At 62.7% G+C, this 11,737-nt stretch carries 11 protein-coding genes and 1 pseudogene; 9 read left to right on the top strand and 3 right to left on the bottom strand.

The window, feature by feature from the left end:
• The first annotated feature begins 15 nt into the window (after positions 1-15).
• From HMI59_RS19535 to HMI59_RS25790, 3 genes and pseudogenes are all read left to right on the top strand, one after another.
• On the top strand, positions 16-270 hold the full coding sequence (locus HMI59_RS19535; protein ID WP_193592268.1) for a hypothetical protein: 255 nt from the start codon (positions 16-18) through the stop codon (positions 268-270).
• 565 nt (positions 271-835) lie between these two features.
• Positions 836-1,237 (top strand): annotated as a pseudogene (locus tag HMI59_RS19540) (recombinase family protein); the annotation flags it as partial.
• Positions 1,238-1,734: 497 nt separating this feature from the next.
• The gene (locus HMI59_RS25790; RefSeq protein ID WP_227471459.1) at positions 1,735-2,055 is read left to right on the top strand and encodes a hypothetical protein; all 321 of its coding nucleotides are present in this window, start codon (positions 1,735-1,737) and stop codon (positions 2,053-2,055) included.
• A gap of 137 nt (positions 2,056-2,192) precedes the next feature.
• Here the strand turns inward: HMI59_RS25790 and HMI59_RS19550 are convergent, their stop codons facing one another.
• Both HMI59_RS19550 and HMI59_RS19555 read right to left on the bottom strand, forming a co-directional pair.
• Positions 2,193-3,194, bottom strand: a complete 1,002-nt coding sequence (locus tag HMI59_RS19550) for a S1C family serine protease (RefSeq protein WP_227471460.1) — start codon at positions 3,192-3,194, stop codon at positions 2,193-2,195.
• A 592-nt stretch (positions 3,195-3,786) separates the two neighbouring features.
• Positions 3,787-5,037 (bottom strand): FAD-dependent oxidoreductase, encoded by a 1,251-nt coding sequence (locus HMI59_RS19555; RefSeq protein ID WP_193592270.1) that lies wholly within the window; start codon positions 5,035-5,037, stop codon positions 3,787-3,789.
• A 108-nt stretch (positions 5,038-5,145) separates the two neighbouring features.
• Between HMI59_RS19555 and HMI59_RS19560 the strand changes: the two genes are divergently transcribed.
• From HMI59_RS19560 to HMI59_RS19585, 6 genes are all read left to right on the top strand, one after another.
• Entirely contained in the window at positions 5,146-5,967 is an 822-nt protein-coding gene (locus tag HMI59_RS19560; protein WP_193592271.1) for an IclR family transcriptional regulator, read from the top strand.
• 106 nt (positions 5,968-6,073) lie between these two features.
• Entirely contained in the window at positions 6,074-7,204 is a 1,131-nt protein-coding gene (locus HMI59_RS19565; RefSeq protein ID WP_193592272.1) for a cupin domain-containing protein, read from the top strand.
• The gene (locus HMI59_RS19570) at positions 7,204-8,037 is read left to right on the top strand and encodes a fumarylacetoacetate hydrolase family protein (protein ID WP_193592273.1); all 834 of its coding nucleotides are present in this window, start codon (positions 7,204-7,206) and stop codon (positions 8,035-8,037) included. Before HMI59_RS19565 ends, HMI59_RS19570 begins: the two co-directional genes overlap by 1 nt.
• Positions 8,037-8,789: a maleylpyruvate isomerase family mycothiol-dependent enzyme gene (locus HMI59_RS19575; RefSeq protein ID WP_193592274.1), complete on the top strand. Its 753-nt coding sequence runs from the start codon at positions 8,037-8,039 to the stop codon at positions 8,787-8,789. The genes HMI59_RS19570 and HMI59_RS19575 overlap by 1 nt, the downstream gene beginning before the upstream one ends.
• 164 nt (positions 8,790-8,953) lie before the next feature.
• Entirely contained in the window at positions 8,954-10,045 is a 1,092-nt protein-coding gene (locus tag HMI59_RS19580) for an AAA family ATPase (RefSeq protein WP_193592275.1), read from the top strand.
• A gap of 183 nt (positions 10,046-10,228) precedes the next feature.
• The gene (locus HMI59_RS19585; RefSeq protein ID WP_166186811.1) at positions 10,229-11,047 is read left to right on the top strand and encodes a CPBP family intramembrane glutamic endopeptidase; all 819 of its coding nucleotides are present in this window, start codon (positions 10,229-10,231) and stop codon (positions 11,045-11,047) included.
• Positions 11,048-11,105: 58 nt separating this feature from the next.
• Here HMI59_RS19585 and HMI59_RS19590 read toward each other — a convergent pair whose 3' ends face one another.
• Positions 11,106-11,669: a MarR family winged helix-turn-helix transcriptional regulator gene (locus HMI59_RS19590; protein WP_193592276.1), complete on the bottom strand. Its 564-nt coding sequence runs from the start codon at positions 11,667-11,669 to the stop codon at positions 11,106-11,108.
• Between the last annotated feature and the right edge of the window lie 68 nt (positions 11,670-11,737).

Here is an 11,737-nt window from a genome sequence, read left to right on the forward strand (position 1 = left end):
CTGAAAGGCCGCATAGTGGAAATCCATCACCGCGGGCAACTGGTCGACTTCGGAACAGTCGAATGCGTCACCCATGACGGAAGCCTCCTCTGGCTGCACCAAAACGGGGCAGTTCCACGGCGGATCATCGAAAAAAGCCCCGACATCTATATCCGCCTGACCCACATCACTCCGGACCCAGGCCGGACCGGAGTCCAAGACAACGGAGACCTGAATACCGCGCTGGCATGTCAGGACATCCCCATCGTCCCGACCGATCCGCTGCCCTGAACGGTTTCGTTCGGATCTCACCAGTTCCGCTGCTCAGTAAGAACATACGCGCACTCATAAGAGATAAGGAACGCTCATGCACCTCCACAGCAGCCTACAAAGGACAGGTGCCGCCTTGGCCAGCTCAGGCTGCCCCGGAAGAGGCACGGAGTCCTGGAACAGGATATGTGGCACTTGGCAGCTCCTACGCCGCCGGTGCCGGCATCGGCCCTGCCCACCTAAGTGACAAGGAGCCTATGCGGGCCGAACCCATTAGCTCGACCAGAAGAACGGAACGGCGTGCAGATACTCAGTCCTCCACACCACCTGCACCAAAGCCCGCCGAGGAATTGACGCCGGGTGTAGGACCGAGTGTTATCCGGGTTGGACGTGCCCCTGCGTCAGGTTTGTGATCCGGACACGACTCGTCCAGATACGGCACACCCCAACCTGACGTCAGCCTGCTTCTGCTGGACTGTCAGAATAGGGTCAATTTTTGCTCTTCTTGACAGCATTTGATGTGGCTCTCAGATTTAAACCTGACACGTAAGTGTGGGGTGCCATGACTGGTCAGCGGATCGGGTAAGTGAGCGTCAGTACGTTGGACCAAAATGAGCAACGCCAGCTCGATGGACAGGCCCTCGATAGGATCTTCATGGATAAGGCATCGGGCAAGGACACTACCCGCCCGGCATTAGCCGAGATGTTGCGCTTCGCCCGTGAGGGGGACACCGTGGTGGTGCACAGCATGGACCGCCTGGCACGGAATCTTGATGACCCACGTTCACTGGTCAAAGCACTTACTGGTAAAGGAGTGCAGGTGGAGTTCGTCAAGGAGAGTCTTCTCATCACCGGTGAAGACTCCCCAATGGCGAACCTCATGCTCTCCGTTATGGGAGCCTTCGCCGAATTCGAACGCTCACTCATAAGGGAACGCCAACGGGAAGGTATCGCGCTGGCCAAACAAAGTGGGACCTACCGCGGACGACTTCCCCGGGGCATCGGGTGACACAGCGTTCTGTGTGTCTCTAAGGAAGCAGGAACACTTCATTCCCGTGCGCCCCCATTGTCCGGACAGTGTTTGGACAATGGCTCCTCAGGTGACCGGGCACGACCGCCGAAAGGCTCGGATTCCGCCAGGTGCTAACTCGAGGGCCTAGACCCACTAGGACTCGCAAGGATCCCTGTGATGAACCCTTTCCGGCCCACGGCCGGTGCCACTCCCCCCGAGCTTATCGGCCGAGAGGGGACACTGGATGAATTTGAATATGGCTTGCAGATCGGATCAGGGGCACCTGGACTGTTGACCACCTCCACGCAGCCATCATCAGCGATGTCGAACGCTCTTACGCCAGCACCTTCCATGGCGCCGGCATCAGCATCAGCGATGACCTGGTCCAGCACGCGGCGAACGCGACAGGAGGATACCCGTTCCTGATCCAGCTCATCGGCTACCAACTCTGGCGACAAGCTGAAGTCAACAACATGGCACTTGAGGAAAAGAACGTCCTCCAAGCCATCGATGCCGCCATCCGCCGCCACGAGACGACAGTCATCGAAGCGGCACTATCCACCGCATCGGACAAAGACAAGGACTTCCTTCGCGCCATGGCTGAAGACGACGGGCCGGTCACCGCCGGCGACATAGGGAAACGACTCGACGCCAAGAGCAACGTCGTGGCCAACTACCGCGCCCGACTCATCGCAGCCGGACTCAGCGAGGCCCCCGCTTACGGCAAGGGCGACTTCACCATCCCAGGTCTGCGGGAGCACCTCCATAAGATAAACCCCCGAGAACGAAACTGATGGTCTCGCCGTCGGCCATGCGGCCGGGGCGATGGAAAAGTCCTCGGAGAGTTTCTTGATGACCCCGCTCCCCCACCCTTGCTGCTCCTGCTGATATCGGACGCCTTGGCCTGCCTAGGCATATGGGCCCACGGATCCTAGCAAGCGGTAGGATCGCCGAACGGCAAGGACGTGCCGGCGATGAGCCAGCGTGTACCGTCCCAGTGCATTGAGTACCGGATCCTCCAGTTCGAGCACGTTTGGTCCGTCCCGTGATAGGCATCGGCCGCGTCTTGGATGGTCTGAAGGTTCACATCGGCGCTCAAATCGTCCGCTGACGGGGCACCGGTGACTTTAATGAGCTCGGCTCTTGTCCAGTAGGAGGAGCCAAGATCCTTGCTCCATCTGGCAGCGTCCCCAAAAGTGGCCTGCAGCTCGGGAGTGAGGAGTTTGAACGCAGCGGTGTAGGCGCCTTGATTGATGCCTTGACCGTGAAGGAGCAGGCTTTGACCTATGCTGCGGGCCTGGTCATGGTCCGCCGAGACGGTGAAGGGGAAGAACCCGGAATCTGGCGCCGGTGCGTTTCCGCAGTCCTTGAAGGCCACGGGCGTGGACCGTGACTTCCACTCGTTGACAGCCGCTGCAACACGGGGCGCCGTCACCGCGTAGGCGATGCCTTCAGCCCGGAAGTTGCCCCTGATTTCGGCGGTGACGACGACGCCGGCTACCTGTCCATCCTGGGTGATGAGCGGCCCTCCGCTATTGCCGTAATTGACTGCAGTATCTGTTTGGATGAGGTTCCTGAGAATTCCGTCTCCGGTATCCTGTTCGGCGTCGAGGGCGCTGACTGTTCCTTTGGTGAAGGTGAACGGCCGGCCCAGCGGAAACCCCAGCGCTGCGATGTCGGTGGCTACCGGAGGTTCGCTGGTTCTGAGTTGGAACTCATGTCCTTGGACCGGTTGGTCGGTTCTGACAAGTGCGATGTCCGCTACGTCATTCGTGCCCACAACGGTGGCGTTCACAGAGGTTCTGCCGAAAGCTACGCTGATCGCGGCAGCGTCCCGCACAACGTGCGCTGCAGTGACCACCAGGTTCGGTTCGATAAGGAACCCGGTTCCCGTACCGTCGTACTCGCATGTGGTGACGAAGAGTTGGCCCACACCGGATTGAACATCCGAGACGACCTCAGGCCACGCACTCGGCGACGGGGCGGCACTTGTACTCGTTGCCGTTATTGAAGTGGTCGGTGTGCTTTCAGTGGGTGTAGGGGTTGGGCTGCTTGTCGGCGGCGAAGACTGCGGGGCAGGGCCGGATCCATTGGTGCAGCCCGTAGCCCACAGACACAGGCTTAGGGACGTGACAACCGCGCAACGGATGAAGGGGCTTGGTTTGCTGCTCATCAACTACCTCCCGAGACTGAGAAGAACAGCTGCATGAGCAACCCTCAGTTGTGCCCGCTCCTGCAACTGCCCACAAAAAAATATGAGTCGGGTAAGCCACCGTCAGAAGCGCTTGATCATGGAGGGAAAACGGGAGACCTTCCCCATGATTCAAACCAACGGCCGTTTACTCGACTCGTGTCCCAGCAAGCACATCGTAACCCCTAAGGATCCTGTCCATCCGGAAATGGCGTTCGTGGCGGGCGAGTCCACAGCGGACACGAGACCGGCACCTAACGCACAAAAGCCGCCTGCCGCCGTCGTACTCTTCCCGTGAAGTACGACGACGGCAGGCGGCTCTCAGCGTTTGGTGTCAGACCGCGAGCTGGCTGGCTGCGCGCGGCGCTTCCGTGGCAGGACCGCCGGGGACGCCTTGGGCGTAGAGCCAGTCGTTGTACTGGAAGTCGTTGTCCTTGCGGCTCTTGAAGAGCAGGTTCCGGAGGGTGCGGCCGATGCCGGAGACGTGCCACGATTCGCCCCACACGCGGGCCGTGCGCTGGACGCGGGCGGTGCGCTCCGCCCGGGCCACGTTGAAGGCACGGATCGCCTCGTCCCACCCTGCCGGGTTGATCCCTTCCGCGGTGAACACTGTTCCGGCGCTGGCATCCTGCAATACTGCCGCGTCTTCGAGGGCCTGGCATGCGCCTTGGGCGAGGTACTGGAGCATGGGGTGGGCGGAATCGCCCATCAGGACCATGCGGCCGGCAACCCAGTTTTCCACCGGATCGCGGTCATACATGGGCCAGCGGATGCCGGTGCCGAGATTGGCCAGGGCGGCCCGGACGGCCGGAATGCAGTCCTTGTACGCGGCTTCGAGTTCATCGACGCCGCCATACTGTTCCTCGCCGCTCTCGAACGAAGGCGACTTGAACACTGCCACAGTATTGAGCAATTCACCCTTGCGGAGGGGGTACTGGACCAAGTGGCAGTCGGGACCGAGGTACACCACCACGTCCTCAAGGTCGGCCTTGGGCGTCTCATCCGTAATGGGCACAGTTCCGCGGTAGGCGACGTAGGCCGAAGAAACCGGCTCGTCGTTCGCCACGAGGGGACGAAGGGTGGACTTCAAGCCGTCGGCGCCAATCACGACGTCCGCTTCATAGTCCACACCGGCCTCGGTGTGGACGATCCCCCGGCCGTTCAGCGTTTCGACGCTCTCAACCATGACATCGTTCACCAGCTTCACGCCTGCTGCTTCACAACCTTCAAGGAGGACCCGGTGCAGGTCGCTGCGGTGGATCACCACATACGGAGCACCGTAGCGTTCCCCGAACTCCCCCTTGAGGCTCTGGCGCGTCAGCTCCTCCCCGGTCAGCGCGTCACGGAAAACCAGATGCTTGGGCTGCACTCCGATTTCCAAAGCCTTCTCCAGCAGCCCCCAGCGCTTGAGGACACGGGTGGCATTCGGGGCCATCTGCAGCCCCGCCCCCACTTCCCCGAACTCCGGTGCGCGTTCCACCAGGGTGACGTTCGCCCCGTTCTCGCGCAGTGCAAGGGCTCCGGCCAACCCGGCCATGCCCCCTCCAACAACCAGGACATCAGTAGCTGCGCTGCTCTCCGTCATGTGTTCGCTCCTTGGAATGTGGCCCCGATGCTGTGTGCAGCGGGAGCGGTGTGATGTGTTTCCCCTACTGTCGGGACCACCGAGGCCAGCCACCAATATAATTCTGTTGTGCAGAAGAAATTCATTGCTTCATCAGTCCCCAAACCGCTGCAGAAGCGGCCCACCTACTCCATCGAGGCGGTGGACAATGCGCTGGTGCTGCTCCAGCTGCTCCGCGACGGTGGCGCCCTGCGCCTCAAGGACGCTGCTGCCGAACTTGGCGTCGCACCTTCCACGGCACACCGCCTGCTGGCGATGCTCGTCTACCGGGGCTTCGCAGTCCAGGATGAAAACAGGCGCTACGTGCCCGGGCCGGCCATGGGTGGGGGACCGGCCGGACTCAGCTGGACCCGCATGCTGCGCGAACTCGCCCAGCCCCACATGGAGCTCCTCTCGGCCCAGCTCAACGAGACCGTCAACCTCATGGTCCGGGTGGGAACCAAAGTCCGCTTTCTGGCCACTGTGGAGGGCAGCAACGTGCTGCGGATCGGGGATCGCCAAGGAGCGGTACTTCCGGCCAATCTGACCTCGGGGGGCAAGGCAATGCTCGCTGAACTGGAACCGGTAATGGTGGAGCAACTGTTCCGCAGCCACAATGCCGAGATTGGGGGCGACACCATCCCGGACCGGGAATACGCCGCTTTCACGCGTGAGCTGGAGTCCGTCCGCAACAACGGATTCGCGGCAAACTTCGAAGGGACCGAAGAAGACGTCAGCGCCCTGGGGATGGCGCTGCACAACAGGCACGGCGCAGTGGTGGGCGCCCTGACCGTCGCCATGCCGTCCACCCGTTTCCGGAAAGTGTTCGACGACGGTTTGGTCGCCGCACTCCGCGGAACGTGCCGGCAGTTGGAGGTGGACATTGCGGCCAATCCGGCGGAACCCGGCTAGCCCCTCGCGACGGGCGGAGATTCTGTAGAGCAGAATCTTCTGCGAACCAGCCCCAAAACCTTCCTAGGTTTGAACAAACCCGTTCGGACCCATTGAGGAGGGCCCCGTGTCCATCAGCGCCGAGAACACGACTCACGAATCCGTGGCCGTCAGCCACGCTTTGCCGGAACCCACGCCCGAGGAGCAGGCCCAGCTCGACCAGCTCTACAAGGACTTCGACAAAGAGAACCTGGTCCCGCTGTGGAGCGATATCGGCAACCTCATGCCCATGGTCCCGGCTCCAAAGGCCGTTCCGCACATCTGGCGCTGGGACGATCTCTATCCCCTGGCCGCCCGTGCCGGCGATCTTGTTCCCGTGGGCCGTGGCGGCGAACGCCGGGCCATAGCGCTGGCCAATCCCGGTCTTGCGGGCGCCCCGTACGCCACTCCCACCCTCTGGGCTGCCATCCAGTACCTGGGGCCTCGCGAAGTCGCTCCGGAACACCGGCATTCGCAGAACGCATTCCGTTTTGTGGTGGAGGGTGAAGGCGTGTGGACCGTCGTCAACGGCGATCCCGTAGCAATGCGTCGTGGCGACTTTTTGCTCACTCCCGGTTGGCACTTCCACGGCCACCACAACGACACCGACCAGCCCATGGCCTGGGTGGACGGCCTGGACATCCCCTTTGCCCACTACGCAGACGCGGGCTTCTTCGAATTCGGCACCGAACGGGTTACCGATGAGGCCACCCCGGACATCTCCCGGTCCGAGCGGCTCTGGGCCCACCCCGGACTGCGCCCGCTCTCCGGCCTGCAGGACACCACCAACTCCCCCATCGCCGCCTACCGTTGGGAACATACCGACGCCGCGCTGCGCGAACAGCTGCTGCTTGAGGACGAAGGCCACCCGGCCACCGTTTCCCAAGGCCATGCGGCCATCCGCTATTCCAACCCGACCACCGGCGGGGACGTCATGCCCACCATCCGGGCAGAATTCCACCGTCTCCGGGCCGGAGCTTCCACCGAACCCCTCCGTGAGGTCGGTTCCAGCGTATGGCAGGTCTTCGAAGGCTCGGGAACCGCGGTGCTGAACGGCGAAACCAAGCAACTGGCCAAGGGTGACCTGTTCGTGGTGCCGTCCTGGCAGGAATGGTCCCTCCAGGCCGGGACTGAATTCGATCTCTTCCGCTTCAGCGACGCCCCCATCTACGAACGACTGAACTTCAACCGCAGCTACTCCGAAGGACGCAACAAGTAATGAGACTCCTCACCCTCCGCACCGAAGCCACCACCGGCAAGGGCACCGTTGCCGTCCGCCAGGACGGGGACACCCTCACTGAGATCCCCGGTTTCGCCGACGTCGGCGCGCTGCTCGCCACCCCCAATTGGGAAGAAACAGCCAAGGCGGCCAACGGCGCAACGCACGCCCTCGACGGCGCCGACCTTGCCGCCGTCGTGCCCGCACCTGGCAAGATCATCTGCGTAGGCCACAACTACCGGAACCACATCAAGGAAATGGGCCGGGAGGTCCCCGAACACCCTACGCTGTTCGCGAAGTACCAGGAATCGCTGATCGGCCCGAACGACGATCTTGCCCTGCCGCAGGAATCGGACACCGTGGACTGGGAGTCCGAGCTCGCAGTGATCATCGGCAAGAAGGGCCGGCGCATCTCCGAAGCCGACGCCGCCAACCACATTGCAGGGTACGCCGTGCTTAACGACGTCTCCATGCGCGACTACCAGTTCCGCACCATCCAGTGGCTGCAGGGTAAGACCTGGGAAAACTCCACCCCGTTCGGACCCGCCCTGGTCACCAAGGACGAGTTCACCGGCGGCCTTATGACCACGGCAGTCGACGGCGAAATCCAGCAGCAGACGCCCACCCAGGACGTTGTGTTCACCCCGGAATTCCTGGTCTCCTACATCTCCACCATCATCACGCTGAACCCCGGCGACGTGATCGCCACCGGCACCCCGGGCGGCGTGGGCCACGCGCAGGAACCCAAGCGCTACCTGCAGGAAGGCGAGCTCCTGACCACCACCATCGAAGGCCTCGGCCAGCTGAACAACCGCGTGGTCAAGGAAGCCTGATGGCCGCCCGCCACGACCTCACCACCGATCCGCGCCTGCAGGAAGAACTCCTGCAGGCGCGGCGGGGCACTGCTTTTTTCGCCCGCAAGCTCAACGAACTCACCGATGAAGAGCTCGACGGCGGAACCCGGCTTCCGGGCTGGACGCGCCGCCATGTTGTGGCACATGTGGGCTACAACGCGAGGGCCATCGCACGCCTCATCGAGTGGGCGGCAACCGGCGTGGAAACGCCGATGTACTCCTCCCCGGAAGCCCGCAACCAGGAAATCGACTTCGGCGCCACCCTGTCACCCACCGCCCTGCGGAACCTCTTCGACCACTCCGCCGTGCACCTGTCCGTGGAATGGCGCGACCTTCCCGACGCCGGCTGGTCCAACGAGGTCCGCACCGCACAGGGACGCACGGTCCCGGCGTCGGAAACCGCCTGGATGCGCACCCGCGAAGTATGGATGCACGCGGTGGACCTGGACAACGGGGCCACATTCAACGACATTCCCGCCCCCGTGTTGGAGCGGCTCCTGAAGGACGTCACGTCCGCTTGGCGAACCCGCGGATCAGACACCGGCCTGCTGATCAAGGTGACCGGCACCGACCTCACGTTCGGCGACACAAGCGCGGCCGACCCCACGATCGTCACCGGGCCGCTGCCCGCCGTCGTCGAATGGGCCGCGGGACGCGGCAGCACGGGAGTGACCGCCGCAGGTCCGGCCGCATCAGCTGGCGAGGTGCCTGCTGCGCCTAAGTGGATCTAGAGGACCGAACGGAATAGACGCCTCCAGGCTCATTTCTCCAGCTTGATGCTACCGCTTCGCCTCCGTGCGCTTGCCTGGATGGATCGCTTCGGCCTAGAGTGGCTGAAGCTTCACCAGTTTCACCACTTTCACCTAGTTTCACCTGTCTGCTATCTGGAGGTGCCGTGCTTAACCCCTTCAAGCCGACGGCCGGCGCCACCCCACCCGCCTTGGTGGGACGGGCGGGACTGTTGGACGAGTTCGAGTACGGCCTACAGCAGGGTTCCGGGGCGCCGGGGCTTCTGACCATCATCACGGGCTCCCGGGGCATCGGCAAGACCGTGATGTTGAATGAAGCCGAAGGCATCGCACGCGAGCAAGGCTGGGCAGTCATCTCCCGGACAGCAACCCCTGGCTTCCTGGGCGGGATCGGTGATGACATGCTGCGCCTTCTCGATGAGCTCGGAGATGGCCCTCCGTCCCGGAAGATCACCGCATTCTCCGCGGCAGGTTTCGGGCTCACGACACAACTACCTCCCGAGCGCGCCAATGACTGGCGCCGGATAGGAGGCGAGTTGCTGCGCAGGCTCGGTGAAAAGGGCACGGGTCTGGTCATCACCATCGATGAGATCCACGCCGTCGACCGCACGGAAATCTCTCAGCTGGCCGCCGATGTCCAACACTTCATCCGCGAAGGGCTGCCAGTCGGGCTGATCTTCGCCGGCCTGCCGTCGGCGGTGTCGGACCTCCTCAATGAAGGCGTCGCGACCTTCCTCCGACGGGCCGACCGGATCAATCTCCACGAAGCGGCCATCGCCGAAGTCACCGCGTCCTACAAAGAGCTCTTCAGCCAGGGCGGGATTGACGTCACCCCCGGGCTCATCTCCAAGGCCGCCGAAGCCACGGAAGGGTACCCCTTCCTGATCCAGCTCGTTGGTTACTTCCTCTGGCTGGAAGCGGGCAAGGCAGACTGGGCTTTGAACGAGGACAGCGTTGAGCGTGCCATCAGGGCCGCGGAACGACGGAACAGCCTGGTGGTCGTCGAGTCGGCACTGTCGGATATTTCTGACAAGGACCGAGAGTTCCTGGATGCCATGGCGGCCCAGGATGGTCCGTCGACGGCCGGTCAGATCGGCGGGATCCTGCAAGCCAAACCCAACCTGGTGTCCAAGTACCGGAAGCGGCTCATTGCCGCGGGCCTGATCGAGTCCGCCGGCTACGGGAAAGTCGATTTCGCAATCCCCGGATTGAGGCAGTACCTCCGCGACCAGGGTTGAGCGGTTTTCCGACCATCGCGGCAACACCGTAGTAACCCACGGTCGTCGCCGGGCCGCTGCCCGCCGTCGTCGAATGGGCTGCCGGACGCGGCAGCACGGGCGTGACCGCCGCCGGCCCGGCCGCACCGGCCAGCGAGGTGCCCGTTGCACCCAAGTGGATCTGATACCTGACATCCTGAAGGGGTGACGAACCTTTCGACTGAAGCGCCGCGGACAGCCCTCACATGGAAACTGCTGCCCGCGGCCCTTCTCTCCGCTTCCGCGGTGCCGTTGTTTGCCATCCGCGACGACGCGACGGGCTACTCGCTGCTCGCCCTCAGCCTGATAACGGCTGCATTCATTGATCGTCAGCTCCTACGGCACCTGGCCTTGGTGGCGGCGGGCGTGGTAATCATCAGCCTCGTACCGCTCAACGCGGACCTCAGCCTGGAACACATGGCCCTCATGGGCGGGGCCCTGGCTTTGGCGGTACTGGTCCCGTGGCTGGTTTCGCGCTTCATCTACCGGGAAAAAGTCATCCGGTTCCCCGTCAATACAGGCCGGAAGTGGCCGCTCGCGGCAAAGCTCTACTTGGTGGGAGTAGTGGCACTGGGCTACTTCATCCTGCCCGCCTACCTGATCAATACGGGCGTGTACACGAACTGGCCGGACGCCTCGGACCCCACGATCTTCTGGCGGCTGTTCCTTGGCGTGAACACCGTGGGAATCTGGGACGAGCTGTTCTTCATCTGCACAACATTCACCCTGTTGCGGCAGCACTTTCCGGATTGGCTGGCGAACCTGCTGCAGGCCGTGGTGTTCACGTCATTCCTGTGGGAGATCGGCTACCAGGCCTGGGGGCCGCTGCTGACCTTCCCCTTTGCCCTTCTTCAGGGCTACACGTTCAAGCTGACCAAGTCGTTCACCTACGTGGTGTCAGTGCACTTGATCTTCGACTTTGTGCTGTTCCTTGCCCTGGTGCATGCCCACAACCGGGACTGGCTTCCGATCTTCATCTATTGAGCCCGCGGCAGCGATAGCGCACTGCTGCGCTCCCGGAACCGCCACCGCGTTGAAGGGACTACTCCCAGCTGGTGTTCTCCAAGGAGATTTCCTTGGCCATGTCATCCAGGAACCGCATCACGACTTCCCTTTCGGCGGGGGTCAACCGAGCCGCTGCAATGAACTTCCGCGCGTGCTGGCGTCCCACCGTCCGCATCGCCGCCGCATGCGTTTCCGGGGTGATGGAGATGGCCAGGGCCCGCCGGTCGGAGGGGTGCGGCTCCCGCGAGATGTGCCCGGCACGCTCCAAGCGGTCCAGCAATTTGGTGGTGGACGCCGTCGATATATGCAGGTGCGCGGCTATGGCGCCGGGCGTCGCCAGCACATTACTGTTGGCACAAACGATGAGGTAGTGCAGTGCACGCATGTCGGAGGCGTTAAGACGCATGTACTTGAGCGAAGCTTCGGATAACCGTTGTTCGGCCTCGCTGAGCCTGCCCATGGCAGCCATCAGCTCGTTGATCTGCCTCAGATCGTCCTCGCTAAGCCCCTCCCGGTCCACAAGCTCATGCAACGGATCGTTGGCATCCAGGTTATAGAGACGGGAAGAGGGCTGGCCGTCAACTTCTTCCCTTTTAAGCATATGGGTATGTTACACCTATCTGCCTACATGGTAGTCTTCTTTCTAGCTTGTCTAGCAATTACCGGCGT

Source organism: Paenarthrobacter sp. YJN-5 (assembly GCF_015040095.1).
In the GTDB taxonomy this organism is placed as follows: domain Bacteria; phylum Actinomycetota; class Actinomycetes; order Actinomycetales; family Micrococcaceae; genus Arthrobacter; species Arthrobacter ureafaciens.

What these genes read in the sequence shown, in the direction of transcription:
- HMI59_RS25790 (WP_227471459.1), top strand. Translation starts at nt 1,735, where the DNA reads ATGGCACTTGAGGAAAAGAACGTCCTCCAAGCCATCGATGCCGCCATC.
- HMI59_RS19555 (WP_193592270.1), bottom strand. Translation starts at nt 5,037, where the DNA reads ATGACGGAGAGCAGCGCAGCTACTGATGTCCTGGTTGTTGGAGGGGGC.
- HMI59_RS19570 (WP_193592273.1), top strand. Translation starts at nt 7,204, where the DNA reads ATGAGACTCCTCACCCTCCGCACCGAAGCCACCACCGGCAAGGGCACC.
- HMI59_RS19575 (WP_193592274.1), top strand. Translation starts at nt 8,037, where the DNA reads ATGGCCGCCCGCCACGACCTCACCACCGATCCGCGCCTGCAGGAAGAA.
- HMI59_RS19590 (WP_193592276.1), bottom strand. Translation starts at nt 11,669, where the DNA reads ATGCTTAAAAGGGAAGAAGTTGACGGCCAGCCCTCTTCCCGTCTCTAT.